An 18,017-nucleotide genomic window follows, 5' to 3' on the forward strand; every position below is an offset into this window, starting at 1 on the left:
TGAACGGCGGGCGCTGTGCCTCAGACGAAGAACGCGCCCGCCCACAGTCCCAGTCCGGCGGCCGCAGTACCTGCGAGGAGGACTCCGAACGCTGTCGCTGCGGCCGCCGCCCATCGCTGAGCCTGAGCCAGGCGCACCGCTTCGACGCAGGCCGTCGAGAACGTCGTGAAGCCGCCCAGGAATCCGGAACCGGCGATGACCTCCCATCCTGCGGGGAGCACCGAGGAGAATGTCAGACCCACGATCACGCCGAGCAGCAGCGAGCCCGCCAGGTTGATCGTGATCGTGGGCCACGGGACAGTGCGGGACTGCTCGGCCGGTGATCCGCTGCGACGCGTGGATCTGGGGCGGATCGCGCCGTCGAGGACGAGTCGGCACACGGCCCCCAGACCGCCGGCCAGCGACGTGAGGAGCAGGAGGGAGGCTGTCACGGAGTGGTGCCTCCGGCCTCGGGGGCGGGGTCTGTGTCGGCGTGAGTCTGCTGGTCGGCACTGGTCACCCGGCACTTCGTCCCGCACGCGATGCCTCCGGCGGCCGCGAGGAGTCCGAGGACGACGCTGCCGAGGCCGTAGAGGGCTGCGGGGCCCGGTCGCCCGTCCGTGAGGAGGACCGCGGTGTCCAGCGACAGCGCGCTGTAGGTGGTGAAACCGCCCAGGAAGCCGGTGCCCAGCAGCAGGCGGAGACTGCGGGGCGCGCGGGTGTCGGGGCCCCGGCGGATGAGTGCCTCGAGGAGCAGGCCCAGGAGGAAGGCGCCCACGACATTGATCCCGACGGTCACGGCGGGGACTCCGGCGACGAGCGGCGTCACATCCGTGAGGAGCACGCGCGCACTCGTTCCCGCGGAACCGCCCAGGAAGACCAGGGCGAGTGCTCCGGGGCGCAGGTGGAGAGGCGCGCTGCGGGTCACCGGAAGGGGCGCGAGTCAGCCACGGATGCGCAGTCCGCGATAGCGGTTGACCGCGGCGGCGATCTCCTGGGGGCGCGGCCTGGCGAGGTGGCCGGGATGACCGGTGTGCGGCGAGAGGGCGTCGAGCCCGCCCTCGGCGATCATGCGGTCGATCGCTGCGACCGCATCCGTGAGCGTCGCGTGCGCATCGAGCGAGTCGGCCAGGCGCTCGAGCGCGTGCGCGATCGCCTGCGTCTGCGCGGTGTCGACCAGCTGGAGGACTGCTGTCAGGTCGATGTCGTCGCGACCGTACTGGATCGCGGCGCGGCCTCGGGCGCGGGCGAACTTCCTCTTGTCGGCGGGACGGAGGCTGCCGGCCTCCGGCACGCGGGGCGCGGCGGCGAAGTGCGGCTGCGGGAGAGGCTGGGCAGAAGGGTGTGGCTGGGCCTGCAGGTGTGGCTGGGCCTGTGAGTGAGGCCTGCCGTCGCTGCCCGCGGGCGCCTCCTCGCGGGCGATCGCACGGGCCTGTTCGGTCACGTCATCGGGGACGTAGGCGTCGAGCGCGATCACGTGGTCCGCGACGTCGAAGAACGCGCCCGAACCTCCGGCGACCAGCACCGTCGACACCCCGCGCTCGTCGTGGAGCGCGCGGACGCGATCGACGAACGGGGTGATCGGCTCACGGTGGGCGGGGATGAGCCGTCGCATGCGCTCATCGCGGATCATGAAGTTCGTCGCGGACGTGTCCTCGTCGATGAGCAGTGCCGATGCTCCCGCCTCCACCGCTTCGATGAGGTTCGCCGCCTGGGACGTGGAGCCGCTCGCGTTCGTGGTGGTGAACGTGCGGGTGTCCGCTCCTGACGGCAGGTCGTTGATGAAGGGGGAGATGTCGACCGAGGCGGTGGAGCGGCCGTCCTCCGCGCGGATCGACACGGCGTCCGGCCTGGTCAGCACCCACTCCCGGCCGTCCCCGGCCACGTGCGGGTACACGCCCCGTTCGATGGCGCGCAGGAGTGTGGACTTCCCGTGGTAGCCGCCGCCGATGATGACGGTGATCCCCTCCGGCACGCCCATGCCCTCCACGCTGCGGCCGCTGGGCAGATCGAACGAGGTCCGGAGGACGTCCGGGGACCGGAAGGGGACTCCTCCGTCGGTGAGCGGCAGATCGGAGTCCCCGGAGCGGCGGGGGAGCAGTGCACCGTCGGCGACGAAGGACACGAGCCCGCGCGCCGTCAGCTGCTCCCGGAGGTCCAGCTGGTCGCGGTAGAGGGTGACGTGCGCCCGGAGCGCGTCGAGGTCCAGCGGCGCGATGAGTGCGTCGGCGACGATCTGCGGCAGCTCCTCGCACAGCAGGCTCGCCGCCCTGCGGCCCTTGATCCTGCGCCCGGCGGCGGGGAGGGCGACAGTGATCCGCGCCTCGACCTCGGCGTCGGTGAAGACGACGGAGGTGCGCTCGAGCACCTGCTGACCGGGAGAGCCGATCACGATCGGCGGAGGCGTGTCCCGGTCCGCACGGCGGGAGCTCGTCGAGCCGCTGCCCAGCCGCGAGGAGACGGCCCGGGAGAAGGAGCGCGTGAGGAAGTCGCCTGCGGCGATGCGGCCGGCACGGTCGGCGAGCAGGTCGGCGGGGATGCCCGTCTGCGCTCTGTCGACGCGCACGCGCATGAGGGACGGCGGTGCGAAGGGATCGACCTGCACCCGGTCGACCTCGAGTGCTGTGTCTCCGGAGTTCCCGGGGAGCGGCAGGGTGTGCGTGCCCCTGATTCTCTTGTAGTCGCCGTATCCGCGACCGTCCAGGGACGTGAGGAGCTGTGCGAGATCCATGTGGGCGACGCTACAGCGTGGGCAGGCGCGCGTGCACGGCGAAGCCCCCGTCCGGGCGCGGTCCCGCCTCGACCGTTCCTCCCAGGGCGGTCGCGCGTTCGCGGATGCCGGCGAGGCCGAGGCCGCCGCCGGGGGGCGAGGTGGGGTCGGGGCTTGCGCTGGGTGTGAGGTCGGGGCTGGTGCTGGGTGTGAGGTCGGGGCTGTCGCTGGCCGAGGCCGCTGTCGTCGCGGGGCCGTTCTCCACCTCGAGGATGAGGTGGGAGTCGCTGAGCCCGAGGACCACGGCGATGTCTGCGCCCGGTGCGTGGCGCACAGCGTTGCTCAGCGCCTCCTGCAGGATCCTGTAGGAGGTCAGTCCCGTGGACGTCGAGATGCGGGAGGCCGCGGCCCCGAGGACGTCCTCCGGCGAGGAGTCGACGGTGATCGTCGTGCCCGACTGCCGGGTGGCGTCGAGGAGATCGGGAATATCCAGGAGTGTCGGCTGGGGGACCAGTGGAGCGTCGCCGGACCCGCGCAGGATCGTGAGCAGCCCCCGCATCTCGTTGAGTGCCCGTCGGGACGAGTCCGCGATCGAGGCGAACTCCTGTGCGGAGTCGTCGTCGATGTGGGGCAGGCGGTACTCCGCTGTGGTGGCCTGCACGCTGATGACGGACATGCTGTGGGCGACGACGTCGTGCAGCTCCTGGGCGATCCTGTTCCGCTCCGCCAGCTCCCGTCTCTGTGCGCTCTGCTGTGCGCTCGCCTCCTCCGCGCGACGGAGGCTTTCCCGGCTGCGAGTCAGCTGGCGGATGCTGATGCCGAGTGCCACGAGCCCCGCGCAGATCGGAGCCGCGATGAGGACGCTGTCGATCGCGCCGGGGAACCCGTCGGATCGCAGGAGGAGCACTGCCAGGACGGATGCCACGGCTCCTGAGATCCACCCGGCGACTGCATATGGCCACGGGTGTCGCAGAGCGAGGACAAGGACGAGCAGGCCGATGGTGATGAGAGTCGTGACCGGCCAGGGCCAGGGCAGGCCCAGCACGGTCCCGGTGGCCCAGGCCATGGCGAAGACCGTTGCCGCGCCACCGGCGATTCCCGCGATGGGCCAGCGGACTGCGAGGACGAGGGCGGCGCTCTGGAGGAGCGTGATGACCATCGAGAGGACCACGGGGACCCCATAGACGACGACCGTCACCGGCCACGACACTGCGAGCATCACGATCGCGGCGAACCCTGCGGAGAGCCAGGCCCATGCCTCTGGACTGGGGTTGGACGAGGCAGGGCTGTGCTGGGACGAGACAAGGCCGGAGTGAGTCGCAGCATGTCCGGGGCGAGTTACGGCAGTGCCGAGTGCAGGGCTGGGGCCTCCGTCGTTCGAGCCGAGTGCACCCACTGTGATGGCAGCGTCGAGTCGAGCCAGAGCGTGGATGACAGCGGGGAGCGAGAGGAGGAAGAGGACACCGAGCACGAAGTGCGCCAGCGCCTCCAGAGCGAAGCTGTCCGTGACCGACGATGGGAGTGCACCGTTGAAGAGCGCGTCGAGGACGATCGTGAGTGCGCCCGACCCGTCATCGGGGAGGAACGCGCCCCAGAGGACGTACGTCACCCCGGACACGGCAGCCGCCGACCACGACACTGCAACGACGAAGGTGAGGAGTCTCAGCGGGAGGGCGATGACCGTCTCGAACACGAGGTCGAGCCACGGACGCGGGTCAGCGACCGACGTCACCCATCCGGCGAGGCCCGATGAGGCGGGCCGATAGTGGGCGAGAACGGGGGCCGTGCCCCAGTGCCGGACCCTTCTGCGAGACAGCTGAGCGAAGCCGCGCGCGATGGTGAGGGTGAGCGGGAGGAGGAGCGCGCCCACCCACACGACGAACGTGGCGATGGACAGGGCGAAGAGCGGCACCAGGACGATGAAGCCGGCCAGCGAGAGGAAGAAGCCCGGCAGGACATAGGCGTAGTCACGTCCGAGCTGCCGCAGGGAGAAGCCGAAGGAGCCCGGGCGGCGCGTGCGAGCGTCCGGGTCGGACTGCGGGGCGGGGGTCTCGTGGGTCATCGTGATCACTCTCTCGTATCTGTGGGCTGGGCACCATGGAGTGCGGGGGCGGGCTGACGCGCCGGTGGTGTCTGACGTGGTGGCGATGTCTGACGTGCAGGGGTGGGTGACTGATGCTCCACGGGTGATCCCGTCCGCACGACGTCCGGGTGCACACGGACGAGCAGGAGCACTCCCGCGACGGCGCTCGCCCCGGTGAGGAGGAGGACGAGCACGACGAGGAGCGGCATCGTCGAGTACTCGCCCAGCACCGCGGCACCGACGACGACGGCGGTCAGCGGATCGATGACCGTGAGACCGGCCAGCACCGTCTCCGGCGGCCCGCTCGCGTACGCGGTCTGGACGATCCACATCCCGACGATCGACCCGGCGATGAGCCCGATCAGCAGGACGACGTGCGCGGGTGCGACCCACGAACCTGCCCCGGACCCCGCGAGCGCGTGGAGGAGCGCGTGGGCACCGGTCGCGACGAGGCCGAAGAGGACACCGGCCGTCACGATGCGGGCCGCATGCCCGACCGCGCTCAGCGCGACGGCTGTGCCCAGTCCGGCGATGCCCAGGAGCAGGAAGGTGAGGGTGAGGAGGTCGGGGGCAGCGGCCTCGGGCGCGGTGGACCACTGAGCCGAGACCCCGACGAACAGGCCGGTCGAGAGCAGGGTGAGGCCGATGCCCCCGAGGACACTCCGGGCCGGAGGCCGGGGCGACCGCGAGGTCCGGCTCCCCAGGAACACCGCGGCGACCAGCGACAGGGTTCCGATCGGCTGCACGAGGGCTACCGGCGCCAGTCCCAGGGCGACCATGTTGAGGCCGGTCTCCAGAGTCAGCAGACCCAGCCCCAGGAGCCAGAGGGGACTGCGGAGGAGACCGACCAGGCGCCTCGGCGGGGGTGGGGTCGTTCCGGCCGTAGGTGTGTGAGTGACGGCGGCATGAGTGTCGGCGGCACCCGACACGGCCCGGTGCTGGAGGTGGGTGCCGAGGGCCAGGCAGAGGGCAGCGATGACGGCGATGCCGATGGCGAAGGTGAACATGACAGTGAGCGTGGCGGTGCGGTGGAGGACTTCGCGTCACTCCGGAGGGTGAATCACGGGGCTACCTGAGGGGTATGCGACGACCGGCAGCGTGAGGGCCCGGCTGGACTACGCTCGAGGTGTGGCCCCGTCATTAAGAGAACAGACCCCGCCGACTGACGGTGGGGAGGACGACCGGCCGATCCGTGTCGCCATCGTGGATGATCAGGCGATGGTGCGGCAGGGATTCGGCGCACTGCTCGATGCGCAGACGGATATGACCGTGGTCGGCAGCGTCGGTGACGGCAGTGATGCCGTCGACCTGGTCCGGCGGACCCATCCGGATGTGATCCTCATGGATATCCGGATGCCGCGGATGAACGGGCTCGACGCGACGAGGGCCGTGAAGGCGATGCCCGGGCTGGGGCACCCGCGGATCATCATGCTCACGACCTTCGACGCGGACGAGTACGTCTTCTCCGCGCTGCGCGCCGGTGCCAGCGGCTTCCTCCTGAAGGATGCGACGGCTGAGGACCTCGTCTCCGCCGTGCGGATCGTGGCGGCGGGAGAGGCTCTGCTCGCGCCATCCGTGACGAGCAGGCTCATCGCGGACTACGCGTCCAGGCCCCGTGCTCCTCGTCGAACGGAGGTGCTGTCGCCGCTGACGGAGCGGGAGATCGAGGTCATGAAGCTGGTCGCGACCGGGCAATCCAATGCGGAGATCGCAGGTGTTCTGTTCCTCGCAGAGCAGACGGTGAAGACCCATGTGTCGCGGATCCTCGGCAAGCTGGGGCTGCGCGACAGGACCCAGATCGTCGTCGTGGCGTACGAATCGGGTCTGGTGAGTCCGGCTGGGTGATGCGGGCTGGGTGAGCTCGGGAGCCTGACGGGTGAGGATGGGTCTGGAGGGTGAGGATGGGTCTGACGTAGGGGTGGGGAACCGCTCCACAGGGTGACGCGGCAGGCGCAGGCGGCGACCTACGGTCCTCGTGTTCGACACGAGGAGACACCATGACAGCCCTGCATCCCGCACCGCAGCCCACCTCTCCGGCATCGGGAGAACCGACGCCGCCCCATCTGCACGTGGCCCCGGACAGGAGCACGGGCCGAGGCGCCCAACTCGGCCCCGACCGAGGCCCCGGACCGGTCCCCAGCACCGTCCGGTCGCAGACCGTGGACGTCGTGCGGGCGGCGTGCGTTCTCATCGTGGTGATGCTGCACGCCCTCATGGTCGGTGTGCAGAGGTCGTCCGACGGGGGCCTCAGCACGCAGGTCGCGCTGGCGGGCACGGAGTGGTTCGCTCCTGTCAGCTGGCTGATCCAGATCATGCCGCTGTTCTTCATCGTGGGAGGCTTCGCCTCCGCCCAGCACTGGCGAGGTGTGAAGAGCCGGGGCGGTACGGCGGCAGAGTTCGTTCGGAGTCGTGTGCGGCGCCTTGCTCTCCCCGCGGCGACGATGATCCTGGTGGTGGGGTCGGCTCTGGCACTGGCGGGGGGCCTCGGGGTCGATCCAGCGCTTCTGGCAGAGGCGAGGCTGCGTGTGGCCCAGCCGCTCTGGTTCCTCGCGGTCTACATCGGTGTGACGGCGATGGTGCCGATCATGATGCGGATGCATGGGCTGCGGCCCACGGTGACACTGCTCGGCCTGGGCGGTGGCATCGTGATCGTCGACGCCGTGCGGCTCACTGCGGAGCTTCCTGCGGTCGGGTATGCCAACCTCGTCTTCGTGTGGCTGCTCATGCAGCAGTTGGGGTTCCTGCTGAGCGATGGGCGGGTGGAGGTGTGGGCGAGCCGCCGCGTACGGATGGGACTGGGTGCGGGTACGGGTGCGCGTCGTTGTGGTGGGGTCCCGCGGGGAATGCTGCTGAGCATCGTCGTGCTGGGGCTGCTCGTGGTCGTGGTGACGAGAGGGCCGTATTCGGTGGACATGCTGGTGAATCTCAACCCGCCCACTGCCGCGCTGGCTCTGCTGGGCCTGGCACAGTTCTTCGCACTGAGTGCGGTCAAGCCGCGGTTGGATCGGTGGTGGCACGCGGCTGACGACAGTGAGCACAGCGGTGCCGTCTCCGCACGTGGTGCGATGCGCGTTCGAGCCATCGCCCGTGCGGGATCAGCCGTGAGCGCCGGGTCGATGACCCTCTACCTGTGGCACATGCCCGTCGTCCTGGCGGTCGCTGCTGCGATCTGGGCGGTGGGTCTGCCTCTGCCGGTGCCGCACTCCGAGGCGTGGTGGCTGACCCGCATCCCCTGGCTCGTCGCGCTCGCCCTCGTATGGGGCGGTGCCTACGCGATGCGTCAGGCGATGACCCGGGCGTGGCAGAACGTGGTCCGGCGGGCGCTTACGTCGGTCGCCGCCCGGTGGACGCTTCCTTCATGGGGCTGGTCATCTCGCGGGAAGCATTCGCCTCGGGGTGCGAGTGCGGACCAGGGTGTGAGAACGAACCGAGGTGCGAGTGCCAACCAGGGTACGAGTGCGAACCAGGCGGTCCTGTACGTGCTGGCGGCCGTCGCCGGCGTCGTGATCGTCCTCTTCTGCCTCGGTGACATCATTCCCTCCACGCTGGTCGCCAGCGCACTCCTCACTCTGAGCGTCTGGCCTGTGCCGCGCCGTGGGCGGGCGGGTGGAATCGTCGGCGAGGACCGCAGCGCTCCTGGTGACACGGGTGACGAAGCTCGGTGAGGAGTTGTGTCCGTACCTCCTCGTAGGGTGTGGAGCATCACATAGACGTGGATGCGATGAGGGTGACGGGCAGCCGGTGGGCGTCCGGGGAAGGGCAGCGATGGAACGGGTACTGCGGGGGAGAGCAGGGGAACTGTTCTACGCGAGCGCCGCCGATGTGCGCGTCGCGCTCGCCACCGCTGATGTGCCGTCCAACGCGCAGCTCTTCGCAGAGATCGCTGCTGACGAAGCAGAGCGCTCGGCACAGTCGTCGCAGTGGTCGGACGTCGATATCGACGCAGACCTTCCGCTTCCAGCTGATTGCCTGGGGGAATGGGCTCAGACCTCGACTGTGTCCGGTCGTCTGCGCGCGGTGCAGATGCACCGGCTCGCCCGCTTCGCTCTCGTTCGGATCCTGCGCCGCGACGACGGCGCAGATGACGTGGACGCGGCCCTCCGGTACGGCGATAAGCCCCGCCGCCACCATGGGGCGGGTGCGGAAGCAGTCTCTGTGGTCCCTCTTGAACCTCTCATACAGGTCCTCGAGCGCATGACGGAGCCCGAGGACTATCTCAGTCTCAATGGGACGATGCGGACACGCCTGGGGTCGGCTCGGCGGGAGACCGGCCGGGCTCTCGCCGCATTCCTCGGTCTGCCGCAGATTCTGTCAGAGATCGTCGCCGGAAGAATTCCCTTCAACCGCATCGATCGTCTGCTGTACAGGGTCGTGAGTTCGCAGCTCACGATCAGTCAGATGAATGCGGTCGATGACATGGCGATGACGATGCGGCCGGAGATGTCACTCGACCAGTTCGAGCGCCGTGTTCGCGAGTTCATCCGGGACAGCTTCGACCCCGCTGTGCGGTCACCGGAATCGATCCACAGGGACCGTGGGATCCGGTTCGTGCCGGAACAGGACGGCAGCGGAACTCTCGTCATGAACGGTCCGATCCTCCCGCTGAAGCTGAAGTACGAGCGAGTCCGCGCCACTGCTCGGGCGCTGCGGCGCCAAGAACTGGCGGGGCTGGACATCAACGCGGGCGATGCGGGCGACGTGAACCAGGACAGTGCGGACGGTGTGCTGCAGACGCTGGATGACAGGACTATCGAGCAGTACATGTTCGACCTCGCAGTCGGGGCGGTCCCGCAGACGGACGTGCGCGTCGTGCGAGTAGCCCCGGAGGCGACGCAGCCCACCGCCGGACAGGGCGGAGCTGCTGGCGAAGATCACGACCCGGACGCCGCGAACGATGCCGAGCAGGAGAGCTTCGTGGCTACTGTCGCGTGCCCCACGGACGGTGCATGGCTGCGCAAGCAGGCGGCGGTGACGGTGACGATGTCACTGTCGACGCTCATGGGACTGGGGAACGAGTCCGCGACCCTCGATCATTCGACGCCGCTGCCGGCAGCACAGGCGAGGCAGGTCGCCGCGAAGGCGACCGTGTGGCACAGGATCCTCTACGACCCGGCGACCGGAACAGTCACCGATGAGGCGACCAGAACCTATACGCCGACTGCGGCGATGAGACGTGCGGTGGAACAGAAGTGGCGATCGTGCATGGCACCGGGCTGCACCAGGTCCTCGACACTCTGCGAGATCGACCACTGTGAAGCGTTCTGCCACGACGATCCGGGCAGGGGTGGGCCCACTCACCCGTGCAACCTCGTACCGTTGTGTGTCATGCACCATCAGCTGAAGACGAATGGCGTGATCCGCCTTCGACGCGTGAGTGCGGACGAACTCGAATGGACTTTGCCGCTCGGGGTGGTGACGCGCACTGTGGCGCCTCCCTCCGATCCAGGGACTCAGCACAGCACCGTGGCGGAAGAGGTCCTGGGGGTCCATCTGCGGTCGGCAGAATTCTCCGGAACCGCCGTCGATGAGCTGCTTCACGGAGCACCGCGTCGCACAGATCTGTTCGGCAGCTCGGTCATCACCGTGGTGCTGCCGCGGACCTCAGGTTCCGCTGACGGAGGTGACGACCAGCCGAGTGAACACGACCAGCCGAGTGAACACGACCAGCCGAGTGAACACGATAAGCCGGGTGAAACGGTCATCGATGATGACCCGCCACCGTTCTGATGTGGTTCATTCGGGTTCTTCCGGTTCTAGAGCGCGTGCTGCGTGTGTTCACAGTCCCGACGCGACTGCGAGGGGAACCGCGATATCGGCGGAGTCGGGGGTGCCTGTGGCAGAAGCACCTTCATGACCAGTCGCTTCGGAGCCTGCAGTCATGAGGCCGACTCGGACGAGCGCGGCCGCGACCTTCGTACGGTCCGCCTCGGGTCCTTCGACCAGTGGTCGACGCACGGCAGGGTGCGGGATGACGCGGAGCTCGTGGAGCGCCGCCTTCGCCATGATGGCCCCCTGCGACGTCCGCATGAGCGCCTCCGTCAGCGGCGACAGCGCCGTGTGGATGCTCCGCGCGGTCCCGAGGTCGCCGCGGGCGACTGCACGGATGAGGTCCGCGTTCCGATCAGCGGTGACATTGCCGACGACGCTGACGAGGCCGGTGGCGCCGCTTGCGAGGTACGGCAGATTGAGCTCGTCGATCCCGCAGTAGTAGGCGAGATCCGTGTGGGCCATGACCGACATGGCCTCGTAGAGATCACCCTTCGCGTCCTTGACCGCACGGATGCGCGGATGCTGCGACAGTTCGATCAGCGTCGCGGCCTCCATGGCAGTTCCTGCTCGGCCGGGGATGTCGTAGAGCATGACCGGCAACGAGGTCGCGTCGGCGACGTCGCTGCAGTGGGTGACGATGCCGGCCTGGGTCGGCCGTGAGTAGTACGGGCACACGAGCAGCAGTCCGTCGGCACCGGCCTCTTCGGCGCGCTGCGCTCGGTCGATGCTGGTCACCGTGTCATTGGTCCCGATGCCGACGATGATCCGGGCGCGACCGGCCGCGCGGTCGCGGACCAGGGTGATGAGTTCCGTGAGCTCGGCGTCGGTCAGAGTGGGTGCTTCCCCCGACGTGCCGGCGACGACGATCCCGTCGCACCCTGTGGCCACCAGGTGGTCCACGAGTCCCTTGACGCCGGGCTTGGACACGCTCCCATCAGTCTCCATGGGTGTCACCATGGCGACCAGGTTGGTTCCGAAGCACTGGGCGGGCGAGGACGGGAGGTGTGTCATATGTCGATCCTCGCGCCTGACGAGCATGCGGTCCAGCGATGCTTATTCACGTTCATTGCGTAGCATTGCTTCATGATCGATGTGACTGCGCTGCGGGCCCTGCGCTCGGTGGCCGCCCATGGGACACTCGCCCGTTCTGCGGAGGACCTGGGCTTCACCGCCTCGGCCGTCTCGCAGCAGATCAAGCGGCTCGAACGCCAGCTGGGCACAGAGGTGCTCGCCCCGGCGGGCAGAGGAGTGGTGCTGACTCCGGCGGGTCAGGCCGTCGCCGATTCGTCTCCGGACGTCTTCCAGGCTCTCGAACGCTGCCTCGAGGCGGCGCGATCGGTGGCGGAGGGCACTCCCAGCGGCACCATCCGTCTCGCCGCGTTCTCCACCGGGATCCGGGGGCTCATCGCACCGATGCTGCCCGCGCTGGCGCGTTCGTGTCCGGACCTGAGCGTCCGCGTCCTTGAGCAAGATCCGGACCAGGCGCTGCAGAGCCTCGACTCCGGCACGGTCGACGTGGCTGTCGTGCACGATGCCGACGGCCTGCCGGTGACTGCACCGGACTCGATGACGCGTGAGCTCGTGCACAGCGACCTCGGCGACGTGATCATGCCGGAGGACCACCGTCTGGCGAACCTGGGGCGACCGCTCACGAGCGATGACTTCACCGATGTCGCCTGGGTGACGAGTCCTCCCGGCACGGTGTGTCACCAGTGGTTCTGGCGCGTGTTCGCCGGCGCGACGGTCACCCCGGACGTCCACCACCTCGTCGACGACTTCGCGTCGCAGATGGCGCTCGTCGACGGCGGCGAGGTGATCGCGCTCATGCCGCGGCTCGCCCGGCCGCCCCTGCGAGAGGGCCTGGTGTCGGTTCCCCTGCTCCGCCCGCCGCAGCGCGAGGTCCACGCGGTGTGGCGCCGGAGCGCTGACGCGAGCCCTGCCATCCGCGCGGTTCTGGCTCATCTCGTCTCCGATTCCTGAGCGGGCTCCGGTGATGTCCGACCTGAGCTCTAGGGTGGACCACATGGAGGACCACCAGACCACTGACGCATCCGCCGGGCCCACTCAGCCGGACGGCTGGGAACCGCCGCTCGACGAGCCTCCGTACGACCCGGAGTACGACGATTCCCCTCCGGAGTCCGACGGCGCTGCTCGCGGGTACGAGGGCTCGTCGTCAGCCGAGCGTGATGCGGGAGTCTCCACCGCCTCGGCGGCGGCCTTCACCGACAGGCCTCCGCTGGAGGTCCTGTCAGAGGTGTTCGGCTATGACGAGTTCCGCGGCGACCAGGCGGCGATCATCGACCAGGTCGTGGGCGGGGGCGACGCGGTCGTCCTCATGCCCACCGGCGGCGGGAAGTCGCTGTGCTACCAGATCCCCTCGCTCCTGCGGGAGGGGACGGGCATCGTCGTCTCGCCCCTCATCGCGCTCATGTCCGACCAGGTCGCCGCGCTGGAGGCTGTGGGGATCCGTGCGGCCTTCCTGAACTCCACGCTCGAGCCGCACGAGGCGCAGGCGGTCGAACAGAGCCTGCTCGCGGGTGAGATCGACCTGCTGTACATGGCGCCGGAGCGGCTGGTGCTCCCGCGCACCCTCGACCTCCTGCAGCGCGCGCGGATCGCACTCGTCGCCATCGACGAGGCGCACTGTGTCTCCCAGTGGGGCCACGACTTCCGGCCCGACTACCTGGGTCTGTCCGTCCTGGCGGACGTGTTCCCGGACGTCCCCCGCATCGCTCTCACGGCGACGGCGACGCGTGAGACCCACCGGGAGATCAGCACGCGCCTGCGGATGGAGGAGGCGGAGCACTTCGTCTCCAGCTTCGACCGGCCGAACATCCAGTACCGGATCGACCCGAAGGACAGGCCGCGCGATCAGCTGCTGCGGTTCATCTCCGCGGAGCACGATGGCGACGCGGGCATCGTCTACTGCATGTCTCGCAAGAGCGTCGAGACCACAGCCGCATGGCTGAACGACCGCGGTGTCACCGCTCTGGCGTATCACGCGGGACTCGATGCCCGGATTCGGCACACTCATCAGGAGCGGTTCCTGCGCGAGGACGGCATCGTCATCGTCGCCACGATCGCCTTCGGCATGGGCATCGACAAACCGGATGTGCGGTTCGTCGCGCACCTCGATCTGCCGAAGAGCATCGAGGGCTACTACCAGGAGACCGGTCGCGCGGGGCGTGACGGGCTACCGTCGACCGCATGGATGGCATACGGGCTGGGCGACCTCGTCAATCAGCGGCGCTTCATCGACCAGGGCGACGGCAGCGACCAGTTCAAGCGCAATGCGCGGACCCACCTCGACGCGATGCTGGCACTGTGCGAGACGGTCACCTGCCGTCGCGTCCAGCTGCTGCGGTACTTCGGCCAGGACTCGGAGGCCTGCGGCAACTGCGACACCTGCCTCACGCCTCCCACCACGTGGGATGCCACCGTTCCCGCGCAGAAGCTGCTGTCGGCGCTGATCCGGCTGGACCGGGAGCGGGGCCAGAAGTTCGGCTCCGGTCAGGTGCTGGACGTGCTGCTGGGGCGGCCCAACGACCGATCCACCCAGTTCCGCCACGATGAGCTGAGCGTGTGGGGGATCGGGCAGGAGCTGTCGGAGAAGCAGTGGCGGAGCGCGCTGCGCCAGCTGCTCGCACGGGGGATCGTCGAGGCGGAGGGCGACTACGGCGTTCTGGTGCCCGGCCCGGAAGCCGGTCCCGTCCTGCGCAGCGAGGCCACCGTCGAACTGGCCGAGGACCGATCACCGGCGTCCCCATCGTCCGGCCGATCCCGTGCGGGCGTCGGGTCCGGGGGGTCCCGCAGCCGTGCCGCCGATTCGCTCGAGCCGGCCGCGCGCGAGGTGTTCGAGGCACTGCGCGAGTGGCGGACATCCGTGGCGAAGGAGAAGCAGATCCCGCCCTACATGGTGTTCTCCGATGCGACTCTGGTCGCCATCATCGAGACGAACCCCACCTCGATCGGTGCTCTCGGCACCGTGAGCGGAGTGGGCGCGAAGAAGCTCGCCGAGTACGGTGACGCGGTGCTGGCGACGCTCGCGGAGGCGACCGGCGGGTGAGTGCCCCGCCAGTCGCCGGCGCGAGCAGTGCAGTGTCCCCGATCAGAGGCCGACGCCCAGCACGAGGGGTACGAGTGTGTAGAGCATGCCGAAGACCAGGCAGACACTGATGATGTTGAGCCAGACACCCGCCTTCACCATGGACCTGATCGAGAACTCCCCGGAGGCGAACGCGACCGAGTTCGACGGTGTCGCGACCGGGAGCATGTATGCGGAGCTCACCGCCATGGTCACGGCGACGGTCATCAGCAGCGGGTCCATCCCCGCCCCTACTGCAACCGCACCCATCACGGGCAGGAAGGCAGCCGCCGTAGCGACATTGGATGTGAGCTCGGTGAGCGCCAGGAGCACGACCACGGCCACGACGAGGAGTATCACTGGCGACGCGCCGCCCAGCTGGGACACACTGCCGCCGATCCACTCGCTCAGTCCGGACGCGGTGAACTGTGTCGACAGGGCCATACCGCTGCCGATCAGGAGGAGCACGCCCCACGGCACTTCCTTCGTCGACGACCACGGGAGGAGCGGACCGCGGTTCTGCTTGGAGGCGGGAAGGGTCAGGACGAGGAGCGCCGCCGCAATCGCCACTGAGGTGTCGTCGATATTCACGATCCACGGGAGGGCCTCCGCGATGACGGCTGCATCCGCGAGGAACGGGACGACCAGCCAGCAGAAGATGGCTCCACCGAAGACGCCGATGATCTTCCGCTCCTCGGTGCTGACGCGGCCCAGCTCTCGGAACTGCGTGAGGATGACGTCGCGACCGCCCGGGATGACGTCGACCTCCGAGCGGAAGACGACCTTCGTCAGGATGACCCATGCGACGAACAGCATGATGATCCCGAAGGGAACCCCGATGAGCATCCACTCGGCGAATCCGAGCTCGACCCCGTGGGCCTCTTCGAGGTAGCCGCGCATCATCGGCATGGTCGGCTGGCCGATGAGTGTCGCCATCGATCCGATCGTGACCGAGTACGCCACGCCCAGCAGCATGGCGGCGGCGAGCTTCACCGTCGATGTACCAGGGTTGCCCTCCCTGATCTGCGTGAGGATCGACACCGCGATCGGCACCATGATGACGGCCGTGGCCGTGTTCGACACCCACATCGAGATGAACGCACTCGCGAGCATCATGCCGAGTATGATTCGGTCGGGCTTGGTCCCGACTGCGAGGACCGTCAGAAGCGCGATCCGCTTATGGAGGTTCCATCGCTGTGTCGCGAGCCCCAGGAGGACGCCGCCCAGGATGAGGAAGATGACGGACCCGGCATAGGGGGCGGCCGTGTCGCCGATCTCCGCGACTCCCACGGTGGGGAAGACCACCAGTGGGAGCAGAGAGGTCGCGGGGAGGGGAAGCGCCTCCGTCATCCACCACACCGCCATGAGCAGGGCCGTGGCGGCCACTGCCCGGCCGTCTCCTGACAGTGACGCGGGAGCCGCGATGAGAACGATCCCAGCCAGCGCCGGGCCGGTGATGAGACCGATGTTCTGACTTCGAGTGCGCCCTGACTCCTGAACCGCAGGAATGGTGTGGGAGAGGGCCTCAGGTGGCGTGGTCGTCATCGGATGCTCCTTTGCATCGGCGCGGCAGGTGCCGGGGCGGCGGTCGCGGGTCCGCCGTGGACAGGAAAGAACGATCGTTCTTGCGTTCACGGTAGACGCTGGGAGGCCGGGGCGCAAGAGGTGTGGAGGCCCCGCCCTCCCGCGAAATCGCGGGCATGTGCCCTGGTCCCCAGGATCAGGCCCAGGTGGGGTGCATCAACGGCTGGCGCACAGGCTGTGGAGAAGGGCGGAACAGAAAAGATGCCGCACACCGTGCGGTGTGCGGCATCCTCGGTCAACTCACCTCACAGGAACTCGACCCCCTGCGCCAGCGGCAGCTCGCCGGAGTAGTTGACGGTGTTCGTCGCCTGGCGCATGTAGGCCTGCCAGGAGTCGGTGCCGGACTCGCGTCCGCCGCCGGTCTCCTTGTTGCCTCCGAACGCACCGCCGATCTCTGCTCCCGACGTCCCGATGTTCACGTTCGCGATCCCGGTGTCCGAGCCCGCGAGGAACCTCTCCGCCTCGCCCAGATCGGACGTGAACACGGCGGACGACAGGCCCTGCGGCACCGCGTTGTTGAGCGCGATCGCATCATCGAGATCGTCGTACTCCACGACGTAGAGGATCGGTGCGAACGTCTCCTCATGGACGATCTGAGTCTGCGAGGGCATCCGCACCACCGCGGGCTCGACGTAGAAGGCGTCGGGCCCGTCCTCCGCAAGCACCCGAGCGCCGCCGCACAAGACCTCTCCGCCCTGCTCCTCCGCCGTCACCAGTGCTGCCTGCATCGACTCGAACGCGCCCTGACCGACCAGCGGCCCCACGAGCACGCCGTCGTCCATGGGCGAGCCGATCGTGAGCGTCCCGTAGGCCGCGACGATCTTGTCGACGAACTCCGAAGCGATCGACGAATGGACGAACAGTCGCCTTAGGGTCGTGCAACGCTGGCCCGCAGTGCCCGCGGCCGCGAACACGACACCTCGCAGCGCCAGATCCGCATCCGCGCTCGGCGCCACGATCGCGGCGTTGTTGCCGCCCAGCTCCAGCAGGCTCCGTCCGAACCTCTGCGCCACCCGGGGGCCGACCTCGCGGCCCATCCGCACGGATCCGGTCGCGGACACCAGCTCGACCCGCGGATCGTCCAGCAGGATCTCACCGACGCTGCGATCGCCAACGAGCACATGGTTGACGTCCGTCGACTGCCCGCACTCCTCGAACGCCCGCGTGAGCAGCTCGTTCGCCCCCAGCGCTGACAGCAGCGCGAGCTCCGAGGGCTTCCACACGACCGGATCGCCGCAGACGATCGCGAGCGCGGTGTTCCACGCATACGGGGCGACCGGGAAGTTGAAGGCGGAGATGATGCCCACGACGCCCAGCGGATGCCACGTCTCCATGAGCCGGTGGCCGGGTCGTTCGCTGGGCAGGGTCTTGCCGAACAGCTGCCGCGACTGTCCGACTGCCAGTTCGCAGATGTCGATCATCTCCTGCACCTCGCCGGCGGCCTCGGACGGCGTCTTCCCCGCCTCGACGGTCACCAGCGCGGCGAGGTCCTCCTTGTGCTCCTCGAGCAGCCGGCCCCAGCGCTGGACGACCTGCCCGCGCACCGGCGCCGGAACAGCCTTCCACTCCGCGAATGCATCGTGCGCCCGGCCGATCGTGTCCGCCGCGGTCTCCGGCGTGTCCGCCCGTGCCCAGCCCAGCTCCTGCCCCGTGATGGGGCTGCGCAGCCGGACCCCCGCCGCCGAGGTCCCCGCGGTGATCGCGTCGAGGTCCAGTCCGCAGCCGCTCAAGCCTCTGCACGTCAGTTCGCGGATCTCGTCCTGTGTGGGAAGCGTCATCGTCTCTCCTAGTTCTGCTGTGCTGTCAGA

The 18,017-nt window shown here is 68.9% G+C and carries 13 protein-coding genes; 5 read left to right on the plus strand and 8 right to left on the minus strand.

The annotated features are described in order from the left end of the window. Positions 1-20 precede the first annotated feature (20 nt). Genes FM105_RS05780 through FM105_RS05800 form a run of 5 tightly spaced genes read right to left on the minus strand, consistent with a single transcriptional unit; the run spans position 21 to position 5,779 of the window. Positions 21-431, minus strand: a complete 411-nt coding sequence (locus FM105_RS05780; protein WP_087006126.1) for a fluoride efflux transporter FluC — start codon at positions 429-431, stop codon at positions 21-23. After that, positions 428-907, minus strand: a complete 480-nt coding sequence (locus FM105_RS05785; protein ID WP_087006129.1) for a fluoride efflux transporter FluC — start codon at positions 905-907, stop codon at positions 428-430. The genes FM105_RS05780 and FM105_RS05785 overlap by 4 nt, the downstream gene beginning before the upstream one ends. 15 nt (positions 908-922) lie before the next feature. Continuing rightward, positions 923-2,710 (minus strand): ABC-ATPase domain-containing protein, encoded by a 1,788-nt coding sequence (locus FM105_RS05790; protein ID WP_087006131.1) that lies wholly within the window; start codon positions 2,708-2,710, stop codon positions 923-925. Between the two features lie 10 nt (positions 2,711-2,720). Continuing rightward, complete coding sequence (locus tag FM105_RS05795; RefSeq protein ID WP_143275836.1) at positions 2,721-4,751, minus strand: sensor histidine kinase; 2,031 nt, start codon at positions 4,749-4,751, stop codon at positions 2,721-2,723. 5 nt (positions 4,752-4,756) lie between these two features. Next, on the minus strand, positions 4,757-5,779 hold the full coding sequence (locus FM105_RS05800) for a hypothetical protein (protein ID WP_087006136.1): 1,023 nt from the start codon (positions 5,777-5,779) through the stop codon (positions 4,757-4,759). 121 nt (positions 5,780-5,900) lie between these two features. Between FM105_RS05800 and FM105_RS05805 the strand changes: the two genes are divergently transcribed. From FM105_RS05805 to FM105_RS05815, 3 genes are all read left to right on the plus strand, one after another. Further along, positions 5,901-6,617 carry a response regulator gene (locus FM105_RS05805; RefSeq protein WP_256970257.1) on the plus strand — a complete coding sequence of 239 codons (717 nt, stop codon included), beginning with the start codon at positions 5,901-5,903 and terminating at the stop codon, positions 6,615-6,617. 152 nt (positions 6,618-6,769) lie between these two features. Next, positions 6,770-8,437, plus strand: coding sequence for an acyltransferase family protein (locus FM105_RS05810; RefSeq protein WP_087006139.1), 1,668 nt, complete (start codon positions 6,770-6,772; stop codon positions 8,435-8,437). Between the two features lie 100 nt (positions 8,438-8,537). Further along, complete coding sequence (locus FM105_RS05815; RefSeq protein WP_087006142.1) at positions 8,538-10,499, plus strand: HNH endonuclease signature motif containing protein; 1,962 nt, start codon at positions 8,538-8,540, stop codon at positions 10,497-10,499. Between the two features lie 48 nt (positions 10,500-10,547). On the opposite strand, the gene dapA is transcribed toward FM105_RS05815, so the two are convergent. Then, positions 10,548-11,552, minus strand: coding sequence for a 4-hydroxy-tetrahydrodipicolinate synthase (dapA, locus tag FM105_RS05820; RefSeq protein ID WP_087006145.1), 1,005 nt, complete (start codon positions 11,550-11,552; stop codon positions 10,548-10,550). A gap of 72 nt (positions 11,553-11,624) precedes the next feature. Between dapA and FM105_RS05825 the strand changes: the two genes are divergently transcribed. Continuing rightward, positions 11,625-12,521, plus strand: coding sequence for a LysR family transcriptional regulator (locus tag FM105_RS05825; protein WP_087006148.1), 897 nt, complete (start codon positions 11,625-11,627; stop codon positions 12,519-12,521). A gap of 43 nt (positions 12,522-12,564) precedes the next feature. Further along, the gene (gene recQ, locus FM105_RS05830; protein ID WP_256970258.1) at positions 12,565-14,607 is read left to right on the plus strand and encodes a DNA helicase RecQ; all 2,043 of its coding nucleotides are present in this window, start codon (positions 12,565-12,567) and stop codon (positions 14,605-14,607) included. A 42-nt stretch (positions 14,608-14,649) separates the two neighbouring features. Here recQ and FM105_RS05835 read toward each other — a convergent pair whose 3' ends face one another. Continuing rightward, positions 14,650-16,170, minus strand: a complete 1,521-nt coding sequence (locus FM105_RS05835; protein WP_087006151.1) for an SLC13 family permease — start codon at positions 16,168-16,170, stop codon at positions 14,650-14,652. 284 nt (positions 16,171-16,454) lie between these two features. Further along, positions 16,455-17,987, minus strand: a complete 1,533-nt coding sequence (gene amaB, locus FM105_RS05840; protein ID WP_087006154.1) for an L-piperidine-6-carboxylate dehydrogenase — start codon at positions 17,985-17,987, stop codon at positions 16,455-16,457. Positions 17,988-18,017 lie beyond the last annotated feature (30 nt).

Origin of the sequence: Brevibacterium yomogidense (assembly GCF_900163715.1) — a bacterium.
In the GTDB taxonomy this organism is placed as follows: Bacteria; Actinomycetota; Actinomycetes; order Actinomycetales; family Brevibacteriaceae; genus Brevibacterium; species Brevibacterium yomogidense_A.